This is a genomic window from Rahnella sp. CG8 (assembly GCF_023701875.1).
In the GTDB taxonomy this organism is placed as follows: Bacteria; Pseudomonadota; Gammaproteobacteria; order Enterobacterales; family Enterobacteriaceae; genus Rahnella; species Rahnella aceris.
The window spans coordinates 57,536-78,155 of sequence record NZ_JABAED010000016.1 but is presented as its reverse complement, the minus strand read 5'-3'; the positions used below and the strand labels follow the sequence as shown (position 1 = coordinate 78,155).

The 20,620-nt window shown below is 53.8% G+C and carries 16 protein-coding genes; 13 read left to right on the top strand and 3 right to left on the bottom strand.

Going from position 1 to position 20,620, the window contains the following annotated elements; genetic code table 11:
* The first annotated feature begins 8 nt into the window (after positions 1-8).
* The 4 genes from relA (at position 9) to eno (ending at position 6,494) form a co-directional block, all read left to right on the top strand.
* Positions 9-2,246, top strand: a complete 2,238-nt coding sequence (gene relA, locus HGO41_RS15970; protein ID WP_013573992.1) for a GTP diphosphokinase — start codon at positions 9-11, stop codon at positions 2,244-2,246.
* Positions 2,247-2,324: 78 nt separating this feature from the next.
* Positions 2,325-3,128, top strand: coding sequence for a nucleoside triphosphate pyrophosphohydrolase (gene mazG / locus HGO41_RS15965; RefSeq protein WP_013573993.1), 804 nt, complete (start codon positions 2,325-2,327; stop codon positions 3,126-3,128).
* 348 nt (positions 3,129-3,476) lie between these two features.
* On the top strand, positions 3,477-5,114 hold the full coding sequence (gene pyrG, locus HGO41_RS15960) for a glutamine hydrolyzing CTP synthase (protein WP_013573994.1): 1,638 nt from the start codon (positions 3,477-3,479) through the stop codon (positions 5,112-5,114).
* A 75-nt stretch (positions 5,115-5,189) separates the two neighbouring features.
* Complete coding sequence (gene eno / locus HGO41_RS15955) at positions 5,190-6,494, top strand: phosphopyruvate hydratase (RefSeq protein WP_013573995.1); 1,305 nt, start codon at positions 5,190-5,192, stop codon at positions 6,492-6,494.
* Positions 6,495-6,580: 86 nt separating this feature from the next.
* Here eno and HGO41_RS15950 read toward each other — a convergent pair whose 3' ends face one another.
* Complete coding sequence (locus HGO41_RS15950) at positions 6,581-7,381, bottom strand: MurR/RpiR family transcriptional regulator (protein ID WP_183065404.1); 801 nt, start codon at positions 7,379-7,381, stop codon at positions 6,581-6,583.
* 204 nt (positions 7,382-7,585) lie between these two features.
* Here HGO41_RS15950 and HGO41_RS15945 point away from each other — a divergent pair, with 204 nt between their 5' ends.
* The 3 genes from HGO41_RS15945 (at position 7,586) to queE (ending at position 10,607) form a co-directional block, all read left to right on the top strand.
* Positions 7,586-9,139: a PTS transporter subunit EIIC gene (locus HGO41_RS15945; protein ID WP_013573998.1), complete on the top strand. Its 1,554-nt coding sequence runs from the start codon at positions 7,586-7,588 to the stop codon at positions 9,137-9,139.
* A complete protein-coding gene (locus HGO41_RS15940; RefSeq protein WP_134706350.1) occupies positions 9,136-9,834 on the top strand; it encodes an N-acetylmannosamine-6-phosphate 2-epimerase in 699 nt (232 codons plus the stop codon). The genes HGO41_RS15945 and HGO41_RS15940 overlap by 4 nt, the downstream gene beginning before the upstream one ends.
* Positions 9,835-9,935: 101 nt before the next feature.
* The gene (gene queE / locus HGO41_RS15935) at positions 9,936-10,607 is read left to right on the top strand and encodes a 7-carboxy-7-deazaguanine synthase QueE (RefSeq protein WP_013574000.1); all 672 of its coding nucleotides are present in this window, start codon (positions 9,936-9,938) and stop codon (positions 10,605-10,607) included.
* Between the two features lie 13 nt (positions 10,608-10,620).
* On the opposite strand, the gene queD is transcribed toward queE, so the two are convergent.
* On the bottom strand, positions 10,621-10,980 hold the full coding sequence (gene queD / locus HGO41_RS15930) for a 6-carboxytetrahydropterin synthase QueD (RefSeq protein WP_013574001.1): 360 nt from the start codon (positions 10,978-10,980) through the stop codon (positions 10,621-10,623).
* Positions 10,981-11,149: 169 nt separating this feature from the next.
* On the opposite strand from queD, the gene HGO41_RS15925 reads away from it, so the two are divergent.
* The 4 genes from HGO41_RS15925 (at position 11,150) to HGO41_RS15910 (ending at position 16,828) form a co-directional block, all read left to right on the top strand.
* Positions 11,150-12,154 (top strand): alpha/beta hydrolase-fold protein, encoded by a 1,005-nt coding sequence (locus HGO41_RS15925; RefSeq protein ID WP_250981209.1) that lies wholly within the window; start codon positions 11,150-11,152, stop codon positions 12,152-12,154.
* A 345-nt stretch (positions 12,155-12,499) separates the two neighbouring features.
* Positions 12,500-14,302: an NADPH-dependent assimilatory sulfite reductase flavoprotein subunit gene (gene cysJ / locus HGO41_RS15920; RefSeq protein WP_119261245.1), complete on the top strand. Its 1,803-nt coding sequence runs from the start codon at positions 12,500-12,502 to the stop codon at positions 14,300-14,302.
* Between the two features lie 27 nt (positions 14,303-14,329).
* On the top strand, positions 14,330-16,066 hold the full coding sequence (gene cysI / locus HGO41_RS15915) for an assimilatory sulfite reductase (NADPH) hemoprotein subunit (RefSeq protein ID WP_200227283.1): 1,737 nt from the start codon (positions 14,330-14,332) through the stop codon (positions 16,064-16,066).
* A 24-nt stretch (positions 16,067-16,090) separates the two neighbouring features.
* Positions 16,091-16,828 carry a phosphoadenylyl-sulfate reductase gene (locus HGO41_RS15910; protein WP_013574005.1) on the top strand — a complete coding sequence of 246 codons (738 nt, stop codon included), beginning with the start codon at positions 16,091-16,093 and terminating at the stop codon, positions 16,826-16,828.
* A gap of 159 nt (positions 16,829-16,987) precedes the next feature.
* Here HGO41_RS15910 and HGO41_RS15905 read toward each other — a convergent pair whose 3' ends face one another.
* The gene (locus HGO41_RS15905) at positions 16,988-18,025 is read right to left on the bottom strand and encodes an aminopeptidase (protein ID WP_013574006.1); all 1,038 of its coding nucleotides are present in this window, start codon (positions 18,023-18,025) and stop codon (positions 16,988-16,990) included.
* Between the two features lie 251 nt (positions 18,026-18,276).
* Between HGO41_RS15905 and cysG the strand changes: the two genes are divergently transcribed.
* Positions 18,277-19,701: a siroheme synthase CysG gene (cysG, locus tag HGO41_RS15900; RefSeq protein WP_013574007.1), complete on the top strand. Its 1,425-nt coding sequence runs from the start codon at positions 18,277-18,279 to the stop codon at positions 19,699-19,701.
* A gap of 10 nt (positions 19,702-19,711) precedes the next feature.
* Positions 19,712-20,620 (top strand): sulfate adenylyltransferase subunit CysD, encoded by a 909-nt coding sequence (gene cysD / locus HGO41_RS15895; RefSeq protein ID WP_013574008.1) that lies wholly within the window; start codon positions 19,712-19,714, stop codon positions 20,618-20,620.

The window sequence follows — 20,620 nt, the reverse complement described above, 5'->3', positions numbered from 1 at the left end:
GAGAGGGTATGGTTGCGGTAAGAAGTGCACATCTGAACACGGCTGGCGAGTTCGCGCTCGACGACTGGATTAATAGTTTAGGACTGTCCAGCCAGCAATCATGTGAGCGTTTAGCCGAAACCTGGCGCTACTGCGAGCAACAAACGCAGGGCCATCCTGACGCCTCGCTGCTGCTATGGCGCGGTCTGGAGATGGTTGAAATCCTCTCGACCCTCAGCATGGATAACGACAGTATGCGCGCGGCGCTGCTGTTTCCGCTGGTTGATGACGGCATCATTGATGAAGACACCCTGACCCAACAGTTCGGTAAAGCCATTACTGATCTAGTACATGGCGTGCGTGATATGGATGCCATCCGCCAGCTGAAAGCCACGCAAAACGATTCCATGGCTTCCGAGCAGGTGGACAACGTCCGCCGCATGCTGCTGGCGATGGTGGAAGATTTCCGCTGCGTGGTGCTGAAACTGGCTGAACGTATCGCTCATCTGCGCGAAGTGAAAGATGCGCCGGAAGAAGAGCGCGTACTGGCGGCCAAAGAATGTACCAATATTTATGCGCCGCTGGCTAACCGTCTGGGTATCGGCCAGTTGAAATGGGAGCTGGAAGATTTTTGCTTCCGTTATCTGCATCCTGACGAATACAAACGCATTGCCAAACTGTTGCATGAACGCCGTATCGACCGTGAGCAGTACATCGACGATTTTGTCTCGACCGTTAAAAATGCGATGGCCGAAGAGGGCATCAAAGTTGATGTTTACGGCCGTCCCAAGCATATCTACAGCATCTGGCGCAAGATGCAGAAAAAATCCCTGTCCTTCGACGAACTCTTCGACGTGCGTGCCGTGCGTATTGTGGTGGAGCGTTTACAGGATTGTTACGCCGCGTTAGGGATTGTGCACACTCATTTCCGCCATCTGCCGGATGAGTTCGACGATTATGTCGCCAACCCGAAACCGAACGGTTATCAGTCGATTCACACTGTGGTGCTGGGGCCGCGTGGGAAAACGCTGGAAGTGCAGATCCGCACGCGTCAGATGCATGAAGATGCTGAGCTGGGCGTCGCGGCGCACTGGAAATACAAAGAAGGCACCGCTGTGGTCGGTGGCCGCAGCGGGGGCTACGAAGGTCGTATTGCCTGGCTGCGAAAACTTATCGCGTGGCAGGAAGAAATGGCCGATTCGGGCGAAATGCTCGACGAAGTGCGCAGCCAGGTGTTCGACGATCGCGTCTACGTGTTTACGCCAAAAGGCGACGTGATCGACCTGCCGATGGGCTCCACGCCGCTCGACTTTGCGTATCACATCCACAGTGATGTGGGGCACCGGTGTATCGGGGCGAAAATTGGCGGCCGCATCGTGCCGTTCACCTATCAGCTGCATATGGGCGATCAGATTGAAATCATCACCCAGAAGCATGCGAACCCAAGCCGCGACTGGCTGAACCCAAGTCTGGGTTACGTCACGACCAGCCGCGGGCGCTCGAAAATTCAAAACTGGTTCCGTAAACAGGATCGCGATAAGAACATTATTGCCGGTAAACAAATCCTCGATGACGAGCTGGACAGACTGGATATCAGCATCAAAGATGCCGAGAAACTGCTGCTGCCGCGCTACAACGTCAACTCGCTGGATGAAGTGCTGGCCGCAATCGGTAACGGCGATATCCGTCTGAATCAGATGGTGAACTTCCTGCAATCGCAGCTGAAAAAGCCGAGTGCGGAAGAGCTGGATAAAGAAGCTTTGCGCCAGCTGACGCAGAAAACCACACCGCCACCGACCCGTACCAAAGACAATGGCCGCGTGGTGGTTGAAGGTGTCGGTAATCTGATGCACCACATTGCGCGCTGTTGTCAGCCGATCCCGGGCGACGAAATCGTCGGTTACATCACTCAGGGCCGCGGGATTTCCATCCACCGTGCCGACTGTGATCAACTGGAAGATTTACGTTCGAATGCGCCGGAACGTGTGGTCGATGCCGTATGGGGCGAAAGTTACTCCAGCGGGTATTCACTGGTGGTACGTGTGGTGGCTAACGACCGCAGCGGCCTGCTGCGTGATATCACCACGATTCTTGCCAATGAAAAAGTGAACGTACTCGGTGTTGCCAGCCGCAGCGACACACGCCAGCAACTGGCGACTATCGACATGGATATCGAAATCTACAACCCGCAGGTGCTGGGACGTGTGATTGCCAAACTGAACCAGTTGCCGGATGTAATTGAAGCCAAGCGGCTTCACGGCAGCTGATCAAACGCTTATAAGGCCCGCCAGTCGGGCCTTTTCTTTTATGTTTTTGACTCATCTCTTTTAAAACGGACAGATCCTATGACCGACTCTTCTTTACAACGCCTGCTCACCATTATGAAAACCCTGCGCGACCCTGAAGCGGGCTGCCCGTGGGATAAAGAGCAAACTTTCGAGACGATTGCCCCGTACACGCTGGAAGAAACCTACGAAGTGCTGGATGCCATCGCCCGCAAAGATTACGACGATGTGCGCGACGAACTGGGTGATCTGCTGTTTCAGGTGGTGTTTTACGCGCAGATGGGCAGCGAACAAGGGCTGTTTGAGTTTGACGATATCTGCAATGCTATTTCGGACAAATTAGAGCGCCGCCATCCGCAAATCTTTGGGCAGGAAGCGGCCTGGTCGAAAGACGCCAGCAGTCAGGATGTGCTGGTCAAATGGGAAGCGCGTAAGGCACAAGAGCGGGCGGAGAAATCCCTGCATTCGGCGCTTGATGACATTCCTTCCGCGTTGCCTGCGCTGATGAAAGCACACAAAATTCAGAAACGTTGTTCGAATGTCGGGTTCGACTGGACCACACTCGGGCCGGTGCTCGACAAAGTCTACGAAGAGATCGACGAAGTGATGTTTGAAGCGCGTCAGGCAGTGATCGATGAAGAAAAGCTCGGCGAGGAAATCGGCGACCTGCTGTTCGCGACGGTGAATCTTTCCCGCCATTTAGGCCACAAAGCGGAAGATGCGTTGCAGGCGGCCAACCGCAAGTTTGAGCGCCGTTTCAGGCAGGTCGAGGAAATTATCCGTGGAAAAGGCTTAAACATGGAAGATGCTACACTTGAGCAGATGGAAGACGCCTGGCAGCAGGTGAAAAAGCAGGAAGGCTGAGTTAGCTCTCCGACTTTGATCGGAAACAAGATCTGAATCTGCTGAAACGGTTAAGCTCAATGTCATTCAGTGCTTAACCGGCTGATCTGAGAGCAGTAAAGTCCAACAAATTGAAATCTAAGATGTTTTAGTGCGTCATGCGAACAACACAGCACTTTTTACAAGCTAACTGTTTGTTTTTGAACGAATGAAAGAACAGCGCTGGCAGGGTTAACCCTTCTGAACTGACGGTAAGGAAAACGATGATGGACAGCAAAACGTTTATTTGTGGCGCACACAAGGTTCCGGTATACTGTTTTCCCGTCTTGGTTACTCCATCATCTTTAAACCTAACCTCTCAGGTTCAGCATGACAACTAATTATATTTTTGTGACCGGCGGGGTCGTATCCTCTCTGGGTAAAGGCATTGCCGCAGCCTCTCTGGCGGCTATTCTCGAAGCCCGTGGCCTCAACGTGACCATCATGAAACTGGACCCGTATATCAACGTGGATCCGGGTACGATGAGCCCAACTCAACATGGCGAAGTCTTCGTTACCGAAGATGGCGCTGAAACCGATCTCGATCTGGGTCACTACGAGCGCTTCATCCGCACCAAGATGACTCGTCGCAACAACTTCACCACGGGCCGTATTTATTCCGACGTGCTGCGCAAAGAGCGCCGTGGCGACTATCTCGGCGCAACCATCCAGGTTATCCCGCACATCACCAACAACATCAAAGAACGCATCATTGAAGGCGGCGAAGGCCACGATGTCGTGCTGGTTGAAATTGGCGGTACTGTCGGTGATATCGAATCCCTGCCGTTCCTGGAAGCGATTCGTCAGATGGCGGTTGAAGTGGGCCGTGAGCACACGCTGTATATGCACCTGACACTGGTGCCTTACATGGCGGCAGCCGGTGAAGTGAAAACCAAACCGACCCAGCACTCTGTAAAAGAACTGCTGTCTATCGGTATCCAGCCGGACGTGCTGATTTGCCGTTCTGACCGCGCAGTGCCTGCCAACGAACGCGCGAAAATTGCGTTGTTCTGTAACGTGCCGGAAAAAGCGGTTATCTCCCTTAAAGACGTTGATTCTATTTATAAAATCCCGGCCCTATTGAAATCTCAGGGTCTGGACGACTATATTTGTAAACGTTTCAGCATCAACGCACCGGAAGCCAACTTGTCCGAATGGGAACAGGTTGTTTACGAAGAAGCCAATCCGGGCGGTGAAGTGACTATCGGCATGGTCGGTAAGTACATTGAGCTGCCAGATGCTTATAAATCTGTGATTGAAGCGCTCAAACACGGCGGCCTGAAAAATCGTCTGACCGTGAACATTAAACTTATCGATTCTCAGGATGTCGAAACCCGTGGTGTCGAGGTGCTGAAAGGCCTGGACGCGATCCTTATCCCGGGTGGCTTCGGCTACCGTGGTGTGGAAGGGAAAGTGGCAACGGCGCGTTATGCACGTGAAAATAACATTCCTTATCTGGGCATTTGTCTGGGTATGCAGGTTGCGCTGATTGAGTTCGCCCGTAACGTTGCGGGTATGGAGAACGCCAACTCCACCGAATTTGTGCCAGACTGTAAGTTCCCGGTGGTTGCACTCATCACCGAATGGCGCGATGAAGAAGGTAACGTCGAAGTACGTTCCGAAGACAGTGATTTAGGCGGCACCATGCGTGTGGGCGGACAGCAATGTCACCTGAACGACGGTAGCCTGGTTCGTGAGATGTACGGCGAGCCGACAATAGTTGAACGCCATCGTCACCGTTACGAAGTGAACAATATGCTGCTCAAACAAATCGAAGCCGCAGGTTTACGCGTAGCCGGTCGCTCTGGCGATAAGCAACTGGTGGAAATCATCGAGCTGCCTAACCATCCGTGGTTTGTCGCTTGTCAGTTCCATCCAGAATTTACGTCAACGCCGCGTGATGGTCATCCGTTGTTTGCAGGCTTCGTGAAGGCTGCCGGTGAGTATCAGAAGCGTCAGGTAAAATAAAATACCGGGGAAGAGATGCGCCATTGGCGCATCTCTTGTCTGAAGCTTTAGTTAACTTGTACTGAGGAAATCTTAATGTCTAAAATCGTTAAAGTTATCGGCCGTGAAATCATCGACTCCCGTGGTAACCCGACCGTAGAAGCTGAAGTTCATCTGGAAGGTGGTTTTGTTGGTCTGGCTGCTGCGCCATCAGGTGCTTCTACCGGTTCCCGCGAAGCGCTGGAACTGCGTGACGGTGACAAATCCCGTTTCCTGGGCAAAGGCGTACTGAAAGCCGTTGCTGCGGTTAACGGTCCTATCGCTCAGGCTGTAACCGGTAAAGACGCGAAAGATCAGGCTAACATCGACAAGATCATGATCGATCTGGACGGTACTGAGAACAAATCTAAGTTCGGTGCTAACGCGATTCTGGCTGTTTCCCTGGCTGCTGCTAAAGCGGCTGCGGCTTCTAAAGGTCTGCCACTGTACGCACACATCGCAGAACTGAACGGCACCCCAGGCAAATACTCTATGCCACTGCCTATGATGAACATCATCAACGGCGGCGAACACGCTGATAACAACGTTGATATTCAAGAGTTCATGATCCAGCCTGTTGGCGCTAAAACGCTGAAAGAAGCTATCCGTATGGGTTCAGAAGTGTTCCACACTCTGGCTAAAGTGCTGAAATCTAAAGGCATGGGTACTGCTGTTGGTGACGAAGGTGGCTACGCGCCAAACCTGGGTTCTAACGCAGAAGCGCTGGCTGTCATCGCTGAAGCGGTTAAAGCAGCAGGCTACGAACTGGGTAAAGACATCACTCTGGCGATGGACTGTGCGGCATCTGAGTTCTACAAAGATGGCAAATACGTTCTGGCTGGCGAAGGCAACAAAGCGTTCACTTCTGAAGAGTTCACTCACTTCCTGGAAGACCTGACTAAACAGTACCCAATCGTTTCTATCGAAGACGGTCTGGACGAGTCTGACTGGACTGGCTTTGCTTACCAGACTAAAGTTCTGGGCGACAAAATCCAGCTGGTCGGTGACGATCTGTTCGTCACCAACACCAAGATCCTGAAAGAAGGTATCGACAAAGGCATCGTTAACTCCATCCTGATCAAATTCAACCAGATCGGTTCTCTGACCGAAACTCTGGCTGCGATCAAAATGGCGAAAGACGCTGGCTATACTGCCGTTATCTCTCACCGTTCAGGCGAAACTGAAGATGCGACCATCGCTGACCTGGCTGTGGGTACCGCTGCTGGCCAGATCAAAACCGGTTCTATGAGCCGTTCTGACCGTGTTGCTAAATACAACCAGCTGATCCGTATCGAAGAAGCGCTGGCGGCTGCGGGTACTCCTGCTCCGTTCAACGGTCTGAAAGAAGTTAAAGGTCAGTAATTACTGCCCCGTAACGCTTTCATAAAAACCCGCTCCGGCGGGTTTTTTTATGTCTGCAATTCAGGGAGATCGTTAAGATCTCCGTCTTACAGCAATAAAGAAAGCGTGGCACTCGCGCTGTGTTCGCTGGCTTGCAGATAATCCGGAGAGTGCGTTAACAGCTGATTGATCAGTAATTCCACCAGCAGCATCCCGCCGACTTTGGACGTCAGTAAACCCGCCGTCAGCGGACCTTCGGGTTTGGCGGCCACCAGTAAAATATCGGCCAGTGAGGAAAGCGGGCTGCGCAACGTATTGCTGATACCGATGACTGTGGTGCCCTGACGCTTCGCCAGCGCGGCGGCGTGCAACACATCTTTAGTGGAACCTGAGCTGGAAATCACGACCACAATATCCTGACTATCCAGGCTCACGGCATTCATCGCCGCGCGGTGCATATCAGCGAAACATTGCGACGCTTTGCCCAGACGCAGCAGCTTGTAACCCAGATAATCCGCCACGATAGCGCTGGCTGCAACACCATACACCTGAACGGAACGCGCGTTATGAATGCGAAACGCGGCGTCCGCCAGCACCTGCCGATCGAGCAGTTTTCCGGTATCACGCAGGGCAGTGATGCTGTCTTCGATCAGCGTCTGAACGTCGTCATTCCCTTCAGCGGACGGCAATGTCGGATTTTGTCGCGTCTCAAGCGCGAGACCCATCTTAAATTCGGTAAACCCTTTGCAACCGAGCTGGCGGCAAAGCCGCGTGACGCTGGCTTCACTGGTATCACTCTCACGCGCCAGTTCAGTGATGGTCAGGTAAAGCACGCGCTGCGGCTGTTCCAGCACAAAACTGCCCAGCTTGTGCAGCGTCGGACTGTAATTCTCCAGTCCCTGACGCATTCGCAGTAACAGCGTGCCTGTTTCCTTGGTCTGACTCACTCGGCTCTCCTCAGAATAATTGACCTGACTAGTTTGGCTGATGTGACGCAGTTAACGCCAGAAGAATTCCATATGGATAACGTCGCACATTTGATGGTAATTATTATTTTAATTATATAATGTGGTGAAAATAATTATCACAACAACACAACGCGGAGTCATCTCATGTCAATATTCAATGGTTCAGGGGGCGGGGCGTGGTTCGAAAGAGCCCAAAAGTTTGGCAAGTCTTTCATGTTGCCTATCGCTATTTTGCCCGCAGCCGGATTGCTGCTGGGTATTGGCGGGGCGCTTTCCAACCCCAATACCTTAACGGCATATCCGTTTCTGAATATTCCGGCCTTGCAGGCGATTTTCACCGTCATGGCCAGTGCCGGATCGATCGTCTTTGCCAATCTGGCGGTGTTGTTTGCCGTCGGGGTCGCCGTCGGGCTGGCACGCAGTGATAAAGGAACCGCAGGCTTGTCCGCGCTGCTCGGATACCTGGTGATGAACGCCACCATCAACGCCATCCTGATCCTCAAAGGGCAACTGGTGACCACTAATCTCAGTGCCGCCGGGCAGGGAATGGCGCTCGGCATTCAGACGCTGGAAACCGGCGTATTTGGCGGCGTGGTGATCGGTCTTGTGACGTGGTGGCTCCATCAGCGCTACAACAAAATCGAATTACCGCAGTTTCTCGGGTTTTTTGGCGGTTCCCGCTTTGTGCCGATCATCTCCTCCGTTGCGGCCATCGTGGTCGGGGCGTTGATGTTCTTCATCTGGCCACATTTCCAGAAAGTGATTTTTGGCATGGGCGGGCTGGTGGATGCGACGGGATACCTTGGCACCTTCATTTACGGTTTTGTGCTGCGCATGCTCGGCCCGTTCGGCCTGCATCATATTTTCTATCTGCCTTTCTGGACCACCGCACTCGGCGGCAGCGAAGTAATTAACGGGCATCTGGTGGAAGGCACGCAGCGGATCTTCTTCGCCCAGCTTGCAGACCCCAATACGCAGCAGTTTTATATCGGCACTTCACGGTTTATGTCCGGGCGCTTCATTACCATGATGTTTGGTCTGGTGGGGGCGTGTCTGGCGATGTACCACACGGCGCGGCCTGAGAATAAAAAACGCGTCGCCGGGCTGCTGCTGTCGGCGGCACTGACCTCCTTCCTGACCGGGATCACCGAACCCATTGAGTTCTCGTTCCTGTTTGTCGCGCCGATGCTGTATGTCCTGCATGCGGTATTCGACGGTCTGGCGTTTATGATTGCCCACATTTTGCAGATCACCATCGGACAGACTTTCTCCGGCGGCTTTATCGATTTCATTCTGTTCGGGGTTTTACAGGGCGAAAGCAAAACGCACTGGATGTACGTCCCGCTGGTCGGCGTGCCGTGGTTTGCCCTTTATTACTTCTCTTTCCGCTACCTGATCAGGCGCTTCAACCTGAAAACGCCGGGGCGTGATGAGGCTGAAATTCAGCAGGATAACGTCGTGACCGATCGCGCCGGACTGATTATCGAAGCACTGGGCGGCGCGGCCAATATCGCCGAGCTGGATTGCTGCGCAACGCGTTTGCGCATCAGCGTTCATCAGGCTAGCGAAGTGGATGAAAACAAGCTGAAGTCGAGCGGGGCACGCGCCGTGCTGATCCGCGGAAACGGTATTCAGGTGATCTACGGACCGCATGTCACGATTATTAAAAATGAAATTGAGGAGATGTTGGGAGTATGAATCAGTCAATGTTAACGACCGTCAGGGGACAGTTGATCGTGTCCTGTCAGGCGCTGGATGACGAACCGCTGCACAGCGATTTTATTATGAGCCGTATGGCACTGGCCGCTATGCAGGGCGGTGCCGCGGGGATCCGCGCCAACAGCGTCGCAGATGTGAAAGCCATCCGCGCTACCGTGCCGCTGCCGGTTATCGGCATCATCAAACGTGATTACCCCGCAAGCGATGTCTATATCACGGCAACCCTGAAAGAAGTCCGTGAGCTGATGACTGTTGCGCCGGACATGATCGCGATGGATGCCACGTTCCATCAGCGTCCGGGTGAATTACAACTTGCGGCGCTGGTACATCGCATCCGTGAGGAGTTCCCGTCCCTGTTGCTGATGGCGGATATCGCGACCTTAGAAGAAGCGCAAAACGCGCAGGCTTTAGGTTTTGATTGTATCGGGACAACATTGCACGGCTATACTCAGGAGACGCAGGGCAGCAAACTCTGGCATGACGACTTCGCTTTCCTGCGTCAGGTGCTGGCGCAGTGCACGACGCCGGTCATTGCCGAGGGAAACGTGGATACCCCAGAAATGGCGGCGCGATGTTTAGCGCTGGGGGCGCATTCCGTTGTGGTCGGTGGTGCAATTACCCGACCGCAGCAGATCACGCAACGCTTTACTGACGCCATCCGCTCTTTGCGCTGATAAACATTTTTGCACACACTCCCGCTGCGCCCTGTATTTGGCGCAGCGCCTGCGATCTGCGATAATGCGCGCTGATTTTTTTAGAGATGACTGAGAAACCGATGCAGTACCCGATTAATGAGATGTTCGAAACCCTGCAAGGGGAAGGCTATTTTACCGGCGTGCCGGCGATTTTCGTTCGCCTGCAAGGCTGTCCTGTGGGTTGCAGCTGGTGCGATACCAAACACACCTGGGATAAAATTGCCGATCGGGAAGTCGATATGCAGCGCATTCTGGTCAAAACCGAAGAGAGTGATGCCTGGGGTAACGCCACCTCAGAACAACTGCTCGAGGTTATCGCGCAGCAAGGTTACACCGCGCGTCACGTGGTGATCACCGGCGGCGAGCCATGCATTTACGATTTGACTGAACTGACGTCATTGCTGGAAAAGAGCGGCTTCAGTTGCCAGATTGAAACCAGCGGCACGCACGAAGTCCGTTGCTCGGTGAATACCTGGGTGACGGTTTCCCCGAAAGTGAATATGCGTGGCGGTTACGACATTCTGCCGCAGGCACTGAAACGCGCCGATGAAGTGAAACATCCGGTGGCGCGTCAGCGTGATATCGACGCTCTGGATGCCCTGCTGGAAACCCTGACTGACAGCAAAGCGCGGATTATTGCCCTGCAGCCAATCAGTCAAAAAGAAGAAGCCACCAGACTGTGCATTGCGACCTGCATTGCAAGGAACTGGCGGCTTTCAATGCAGACACATAAGTATCTCAACATTGCATAAGAGATATGCTGAGTTAACCTTTATATACGCAACCCGCGGTGCAGGTTTCTTTCACGCGCACGGCGCTGAGCAGTGGCAGCTTAGGTTTCATCTCGTTCCAGATCCACGCGGCCAGCACTTCGCTGGTCGGGTTTTCTAAGCCCGGAATGTCGTTCAGATTATAGTGATCGAGACGATCCAGAGTCGGATTAAACGCAGCTTTCAGTTCGGCGAAATCCATCACCCAGCCGGTATGCGGATCCACTTCACCGGTGATTTCTAAACGGACGGTGAAAGAGTGGCCGTGCAACCGTCCGCACTTATGCCCTGCGGGCACATGCGGTAAATGGTGGGCGGCTTCAAACTGAAAATCTTTAAATAATGTGGTGGTCATGAGGCATGTCTCGTTGCTCGAAAAAACGCGGCATAGTACCGGAATACCGGCTTACGTGCCATGACTTAACTGCGCTTTTCTTCACCAAATCCTGACTTTTACTCTCTTTACTCCGCCCGCATTGCTGGCATACAGTGAGCCGGTAGAAACTAACTTGTTGAGATAGTGAATGATTACTGTGCTTCGTTGCGCTGTTCTGGCGTTGTTGTTCTCGGCTGGTGTTCAGGCAGAGACCACTGCCACCCCTCAGCAGTCCGTCCCCGCTACGGCTAAACCGGTTCAACTCGCGGTTAAAGCCTCTCCGGTTGCCAAAACTCCGGTCAGTAAAGCACCTCTGGTTTTCCCACCGGGATCCGGTGTGATGCATATTGCACTGGCACCGGGTAAAAAGCCGCTGGAGGTTTTCACCTACCAACCAGCCGGTGCGGATGAGACTACGCCGGTGGTGATGGTGATGACCGGCGTGGACCGTAATGCCGCGACTTACCGCAATGACTGGATGACCGTTGCTGATCAGTATCATCTGCGCGTGGTCGTGCCGCATTTCAGCGAGCAGGATTTCCCCGGCGCCGCTGGCTATAACCTCGGTAATCTGACCGACAGCAAAACCCATCACCGTTTGCCGAAATCGCAGTGGGCGTTCAGCATGGTCGATAACTTGTTTACGACGCTGCAAAAGCAGGGCGTCACCAGCCAGAAACAATACTATTTATTTGGAAACAGCGCGGGTTGCCAGTTTGTACACCGCATGCTGACGCTGTTGCCTGAGCCGAATGTGAAAGCCGCGGTCTGTGCGGCGGCAGGCTGGTGGACATTACCGGATACCGATCAGCGCTGGCCTTACGGTTTACGCGAAGCGCCGGTGGCGGTCAGCCAGCAGCAACTGAATGATTACTTTGCCAAACCGGTGCTGATTGCCGTGGGGGCTGAAGACGACGATCCGGAAAACCGCCTGCTGCGCAAATCCAAGCAGGCGATGGCGCAGGGGACAAACCGTCTGGAGCGCGCCGAGAGTTATTTCACCACCTCCCAGCAACGCGCTGAACAGAACAACACACCGTTTAACTGGCACTTTATGGACCTGTCAGATGTCGGCCACAGTGGCAGTAAAATGTCAGTATTTGCCGCCGGACAGTTCGCCTGGTTTGAACAGCACAACGCTTTTCATCTTTAAAATCGTCACGTTTAGCTGGATCCTGAAAAATATTCATCACCCCGCTCCGGCGGGGTTTTTCTTTATGTATCCGGCACTTTGCAAAGAGCCTGCTCGCAGTGAGGTAAATTTTTTAGCGATTTCAGTAGGATAAAAATCATGACTTACCACTTTTTTAGATAGAACTTACCTCTAAATCCTCTTAGTCATTTTGGTTATTTATTATTTCCATCACTTCTTTAATTGTTATTATCCTGCTCGTTAACCTACATCCTCTGAAAGGTTTTTCCCGCGCGAACATATACTGTAAAAAGCGCCGGAGGCCGGATTGATGACTTGCTTTTGCATAAGGGAATTCGTACCGCGATGACGACTCAGGCTCCTCCAACTTCACTGCTCCCGCTGACCCCCGAGCAAATGGCCCGCCTTCAATCGGCGATTGGTGATTACTCACCGACTCAGATGGCCTGGCTGTCAGGGTATTTCTGGGGCATGGTTAATCAGCAACCGGGTGCGGTGGCAGCTTCTGCTCCGGTACAGAATGCCGCGTCAGTCACTCTGATTTCCGCCTCGCAAACGGGTAACGCCCGCCGTGTTGCCGAGCAACTGCGTGATGACCTGATCGCCGCGAAAATTAACGTCAATCTGGTGAATGCCGGTGACTATAAATTCAAACAAATTGGTCAGGAAAAGCTGTTGCTGATCGTGGCCTCCACGCAAGGCGAAGGCGAACAGGCTGAAGAAGCCGTCGCGCTGCACAAATTCCTGCAATCCAAAAAAGCCCCGCAAATGAAAGACACGGCTTTTGCGGTGTTTGCGCTGGGTGATACCTCTTACGAATTCTTCTGTCAGGCAGGTAAAGATTTCGATACCCGTCTGGGCGAGCTGGGGGCAGAACGCCTGTTAGACCGCGTTGATGCTGATGTGGAATATAAAGAAGCCGCCGAAAACTGGCGTAAGCGTATTGTCGATGTGCTGAAACAGCGCGTACCGGCTGACACCGGGGCGCAGGCGGCTCCGACGCTGGCAGGCAGTGTGAATCAGGTCGACAGCAGCCCTTACACCAAAGAAGCGCCGCTGACCGCGACACTTTCCGTTAACCAGAAAATTACCGGCCGCGATTCTGATAAAGACGTGCGTCATCTGGAAATCGAACTCGGTGATTCCGGCCTGCGTTACCAGCCGGGCGATGCGCTGGGGATCTGGTTTGAAAACGATCCGCAACTGGTGCAGGAAATCGTTGAACTGCTGTGGCTGAAAGGCGATGAAATTGTCGAGGTGAACGACAAAAAACTGTCGCTTTCAGAGGCGCTGCAACATCACATCGAACTGACCCAAAACACCACGCCGATTATCGAAAAATATGCCGCGCTGTGCCGCGATGAACACCTGACCGGTCTGCTGGCTGACAAGCCTGCGCTGCAGCAATACGCCCAGACCGTGCCGTTTGCTGACATGGTACGCCGCGCACCGACTGAGCTGGATGCCCAGCAACTGGTGGATTTACTGCGTCCGCTGACGCCGCGCCTGTATTCGATTGCCTCCTCGCAGGCTGAAACTGAAACAGAAGTCCATATTACTGTTGGCGTGGTGCGTTATGACATCGATGGTCGTCCGCGCTCTGGTGGCGCGTCCGGCTTCCTGGCCGATCGTCTGGAAGAAGACGGTGAAGTGAAAGTCTTCATCGAGCATAACGACAACTTCCGTCTGCCAGCGAATCCGGAGACGCCGGTCATTATGATAGGGCCCGGTACCGGCATTGCGCCATTCCGCGCCTTCATTCAGCAGCGTGATAACGACGGCGCCACCGGCAAAAACTGGCTGTTCTTCGGCAACCCGCACTTTACCGATGATTTCCTGTATCAGGTCGAGTGGCAGCGTTACGTGAAAGACGGCTTGCTGACCAATATCTCTCTGGCATGGTCACGGGATCAGGCTGAAAAAGTGTATGTACAGGACAAACTGCGCGAGCAGGGCGCTGAAGTCTGGCAATGGTTGCAGGAAGGCGCACACGTGTATGTCTGCGGCGATGCTAACCGTATGGCGAAAGATGTAGAACAGGCGTTACTGGAAATCATCGCCGAATACGGCGTGATGGATCTGGAAACTGCCGACGAATATCTCAGTGAATTACGCCTTGATCGCCGTTATCAGCGCGACGTCTACTAACGAATCAGAGCAATGAGCGAAAACCTTATGAGCAATAAGTTGTGGAGTGAACTCAATCCCGGTCCGGGCCCGCTGATCGTCGATGCCCCGCTGGCTGACGCCGAACGCCTGAAGAAGGAAAGCAATTTCCTGCGCGGCACCATCACAGAAGATTTAAAAGACGGCCTGACCGGCGGCTTCAACGGTGACAACTTCCTGTTGATCCGCTTCCACGGCATGTATCAGCAGGACGACCGTGATATTCGTGCTGAGCGTGCTGAGCAGAAGCTGGAACCGCGTCACGCCATGATGTTGCGTTGCCGCTTGCCGGGCGGGGTGATGACCCCTGCCCAGTGGCTGGGCATCGACAAATTTGCTGAAGACAGCACGCTGTATGGCAGCATCCGTATTACCAACCGTCAGACCTTCCAGTTCCACGGCATCCTGAAACCGAACGTCAAACCGGTGCATCAGTTGCTGAACAAACTTGGTCTGGATGCACTGGCGACCGCCAACGACGTTAACCGTAACGTGTTGTGTACCTCGAATCCGGTGGAATCTGAACTGCATCAGGAAGCGTATCAGTGGGCGAAGAAAATCTCCGAGCACCTGCTGCCGCGCACCCGTGCTTACGCCGAAGTGTGGCTGGATCAGGAAAAAGTCGAAACCACCGACGAAGAGCCGATCCTGGGGGCGACCTATCTGCCACGTAAATTCAAAACCACCGTGGTGATCCCGCCGCAAAATGACGTGGATCTTCACGCCAACGACCTGAACTTTGTGGCGATTGCCGATAACGGCAAACTGGTCGGCTTCAACGTGCTGGTCGGCGGCGGGCTTTCTATCGCCCACGGTGATAAAGCCACTTACGCACGAACTGCCAGCGAGCTGGGCTTTATTCCGCTGGAGAACACGCTGGCCGTCGCCGAAGCCGTGGTGACCACGCAGCGCGACTGGGGTAACCGTACCAACCGTAAAAACGCCAAAACCAAATACACGCTGGAACGCGTCGGCGTGCCGGTATTCAAAGCCGAAGTTGAAAAACGTGCAGGCATTCAGTTTGGTGATATTCGTCCTTACGAATTCACCGGTCGCGGCGATCGCATCGGCTGGGTAAAGGGCATCGACAAACAATGGCATCTGACACTGTTTATCGAAAATGGCCGTATTCTTGATTATCCGGGCAAGCCGCTGAAAACCGGACTGGCAGAAATTGCTAAGATCCATAAAGGTGATTTCAGGCTTACTGCTAACCAGAACCTGATCGTGGCCGGTGTCGCGGAAAAAGACAAAGACGCGATCGAAACCCTGGCGCGTAATCATGGCCTGATTGACGACGGCGTCACCGAGCAACGTAAAAACTCGATGGCCTGCGTGTCTTATCCGACCTGCCCGCTGGCGATGGCGGAAGCGGAACGTTTCCTGCCTGAGTTTGTAACCAAAGTAGAAGGCATCATGCACGGCCACGGCGTAGGCGATGAACACATCGTGCTGCGTGTGACCGGTTGTCCGAACGGCTGCGGTCGTGCGCTGCTGGCCGAAATTGGTCTGGTGGGGAAAGCGATGAACCGCTACAACCTGCACCTTGGCGGTAACCGCGCCGGAACACGTATTCCGCGCATGTACCGCGAAAATATTTCTGATGCAGAGATCCTGGGCATCATTGACGAACTGGTCGGACGCTGGTCGAAAGAGCGCGAAACCGGTGAAGGCTTTGGCGACTTTGTGATCCGCGCAGGGATCATTAAGCCCGTGCTGGATCCGGCACGTGACTTTTATGATTAAGAGCGATAACCGACAGGAGGCGATATGAGTTTGCTGAACCTTACTCTGGCTGAACTGAATGAACTGCCGAAGTCCGGACAATCCATGGCGCTGGCGGAAATTAACGTCAGCCTCGAAAAATTGTCCGCGCAGGAGCGTGTGCAATGGGCGCTGGAAAATATGCCTGGTGAATTCGCCCTGTCTTCCAGCTTCGGCATTCAGGCGGCGGTCTGTCTGCACTTAGTCACACAGCAGAAACCGGACATTCCGGTGATCCTGACCGATACCGGCTATCTGTTCCCGGAAACCTATCAGTTCATCGATACGTTAACCGAACAGCTGAACCTGAATTTACAGGTATTCCGTGCTGAACATTCGGCAGCCTGGCAGGAAGCGCGTTACGGCAAACTGTGGGAGCAGGGCGTCGAGGGCATCGAGAAATATAATCACATCAATAAAGTCGAGCCGATGAATCGTGCGATTCAGACGCTCGGCGTGCAGACCTGGTTCGCCGGTCTGCGTCGTGAGCAATCCGGCAGCCGTGCGCATCTGCCGGTGCTGGCGGTGCAACGTGGTGTGTTTAAAATCCTGCCGATTATTGACTGGGATAACCGTCAGATCTTCCGTTATCTGCAAGACAACGGCCTGAGCTATCACCCGCTGTGGGATCAGGGCTATCTTTCCGTCGGTGACACGCACACCACGAAAAAATGGGAAGAAGGGATGAAGGAAGAAGACACGCGATTTTTTGGACTGAAACGCGAATGCGGCCTCCATGAATAAATCCCCGTCATACTTCGGGTTGCAGATGCGTTGGCTGCGCGCTCTTACCCCGGTCACATAGTAATCTATGCTCCCGGGGATGCGTTCACTTGCCGCCTTCCTGCAATCCGAATTATTTAGGGGATTCCTGTAATTAACGTCTCAACTCCCCATATTTAATCAGGCGTGTTTCGCCGGTTTCGCCAGATCCTTCAGCAACGGGAATAACACTTTCACCGTATCGCGGGAACGTTTTTCAATGCGTCCCGGCAGGGCTTTATCCAGATACTGCAGATTATCGAACTGGCTCTGATAACGCGTGGTACCCAGCGGGAAGTGGCTGGTGATCGCGCGTTGCTGGAGGCCGTCTTTCTTACCCAGCGCATAGTTAGTCGCCGTCACGTTCAGCAGCGGCAGCCGTGCGTCATCCAGCGCTTTTATGCCATCGCAGCAATGTACGCCTTCGTGGCTTTCTGCCGGAATACCCAGACTGTGCGCAATATTCAGCGCCCGTACGCGGGTGAGTTTCGCCACGGCCACGGAAGTATTCGCGCCGCTGTTGAAATACAACCGGTCACCGGTGATCAGCGAATTCAGGTTGATCACCAGCAGCGTATTTTTCTTCTCTTCAGCACTCATGCGGTTCACAAAGTCTTCCGCGCCTTTAGCACCGGTTTCTTCCGCACTCAGCGCCACGAAACGCAAGCTGTAGTGCGTCGGGATGGCCTGCATGCGTTCGGCCAGCTCAAGCATCACACCAACGCCGGAAGCGTTGTCATCGACCCCCTGCAGCGTCAGGCCGCCGAGATTATGGTTGGTATCACTGTCACTTTGCGGCACATAGGTATCGAAATGCGCCATCACGATGATTTGCTGCGGCACTTCTCCTGCACGTGCGGCAATCACCGACGTGGCGTGAATATTTTGCCAGTTCTTTTTGCCCGCATTGCTGGTGTAAAGATAGCGGGTATCGAAGCCACGTAAATCGCTCGTATATCCTAATTTATTGAACTGCTGATTCAGATAATCCGCAGCGATCAGTTCTGCCGGGCTGCCGGCCATGCGTCCGGGAAAATAGGTGGCGATATGGCGAATTTGCTGACTGGCGATCATCCCCACTGGCGGAAGCGGGGCGGACGCCGCCATCGCATGACCCATACAGACACAGCTCAGGCTCAGCGCCAGCAGCGTCCGCTTCATGCGTAAAAAAGAAAACATAGCCAAAAATCCTTATTTGCTGGTCAATATGACCGGAAGGCAATCAAACAACAGGCCGCGTGTGGCGGTCTTTCTGGGGCGTACAGTATGCGATTGTCTGTGCGATTAGACAATTTCCCGTTATCCCAAACCGCTCTTTTTGTCGGGCTATATTCCATTTAGTAACTAATCATTCCTTTTCGTCATTTCAGATCAATTATTGCCTGCACGTATAGTTTGTTTATTAACTCTGACAATCATTAAAGGCTTTTGTGGACTATCTACCAATATTTGCCGACCTCAAACAACGCCCTGTGCTGGTCGTGGGAGGTGGCGAAGTCGCTGCTCGCAAAATTGATCTCCTCCTGCGGGCAGGTGCGCAAGTACGGATAGTCGCACAGGCACTTTCTCCCGAGCTGGAACAACGCAGACAGGCCGCAGAAGTTAGCTGGTCGGCACAGGCATTTCTGCCGGAACAGCTCGACGATGTTTTTCTGGTGATTGCCGCCACCGACGACGCCGCGTTAAATGCTGAGGTTTTTGAACAGGCCAACCGCCGTCATGTTCTGGCTAACGTGGTTGACGATCAGCCGAAGTGCTCGTTCATTTTCCCTTCGATTGTCGACCGTTCGCCGATTGTGGTCGCGATTTCTTCCAGCGGTAAAGCGCCGGTACTCGCCAGAATGTTGCGCGAGAAGCTGGAAACTCTACTGCCGGGCAGCCTGGGGCAAATGGCCGATATCGCCGGACGCTGGCGCGACAATGTGAAAGTACAGTTCAGTTCAATGCGTGCGCGTCGCCGTTTCTGGGAACAACTGTTTGCCGGACGCTTTGCCAGCCTCGCTTCTGCGGGAAAGCTCGCAGAAGCAGAACAGGCGCTGCAACAGCAGTTAGAAAACGCGGAAGACATCTCGCATCGCGGGAATGTCACGCTGGTCGGTGCCGGGCCGGGTGATGCAGGATTGCTCACCCTTCGCGGGCTGCAGGTGATGCAGCAGGCCGATGTCGTGCTTTACGACTATCTGGTCAGCGAAGACGTGCTGGATTTAGTGCGCCGCGATGCGGACAAGATTTGTGTGGGTAAACGTGCGGGCAGCCATTCTGTCGCGCAGGAAGACACTAACCGTCTGCTGGTCGAACTGGCGCAGCAGGGGAAAAAAGTCGTGCGCCTCAAAGGCGGTGATCCGTTTATTTTCGGACGCGGCGGCGAAGAATTACAGGCGGTGCAGGCGGCAGGCATTCCTTTCCAGGTGGTGCCGGGTGTTACCGCGGCTGCCGGTGCGACAGCCTATGCAGGTATTCCGCTGACGCACCGCGATTACGCGCAAAGTGTGATATTCGTGACCGGGCATTGCCGTCCGGAAAACAACGGCGTGCAGTGGGAGACCCTCGCGAAAGGCCAGCAGACATTGGCGATTTATATGGGCACGCTTAAAGCTGCCGAAATCAGCCAGCAACTGATCGCTCATGGTCGCGCAGCGCATACGCCCGTTGCGGTCATCGGACGGGGAACGCGTTCTGATCAGCAGGTGCTGACCGGAACACTCGATAATCTTGAACATCTGGCTCAGCAGGCGCCGGCGCCGGCGTTATTGGTGATTGGTGAAGTGGTATCACTTCATCAGCAACTGGCCTGGTTTGGGCATCATCCTGAGACTGACGGCACCCAACGCCCGTCGGTTGTGAATTTGGCTTAAAGGATCTGTTATGGACGAAAAACGACTGACTCATTTGCGGCAACTGGAGGCGGAGAGTATCCATATCATCCGTGAAGTGGCTGCTGAATTCGCCAACCCGGTGATGATGTACTCCATCGGGAAAGATTCCTCGGTGATGTTGCATCTGGCGCGCAAAGCTTTCTTCCCGGGCACCTTGCCGTTCCCGCTGCTGCATGTGGATACCGGCTGGAAATTCCGCGAAATGTACGACTTCCGTGACCGCACGGCGAAGAATTACGGTTTTGAGCTGCTGGTGCATAAAAACCCGGAAGGTGTGGCAATGGGCATCAACCCGTTTGTGCACGGCAGTGCCAAACATACTGACATCATGAAAACTGAAGGTCTGAAGCAGGCGCTGAATAAATATGGCTTTGATGCCGCTTTCGGCGGTGCACGCCGTGACGAAGAAAAATCCCGTGCCAAAGAGCGTATCTATTCGTTCCGTGACCGCTTCCACCGCTGGGATCCAAAAAACCAGCGTCCTGAACTGTGGCACAATTACAACGGCCAGATTAACAAAGGCGAAAGCATCCGCGTGTTCCCGCTGTCTAACTGGACTGAGCTGGATATCTGGCAGTACATCTATCTGGAAAATATCGAAATCGTTCCGTTGTATCTGGCCGCACCGCGTCCGGTGCTGGAGCGCGACGGTATGCTGCTGATGGTTGATGATGATCGTATTGATCTGCAACCGGGCGAAGTGATCGAGAAGAAAATGGTGCGTTTCCGCACATTAGGCTGCTGGCCGTTGACCGGTGCTGTTGAATCTGAGGCACAAACGTTGCCGGAGATCATCGAAGAGATGCTGGTATCGACCACCAGTGAACGTCAGGGACGCGCGATCGACCGTGATCAGGCCGGTTCGATGGAACTGAAAAAGCGTCAAGGATACTTCTGA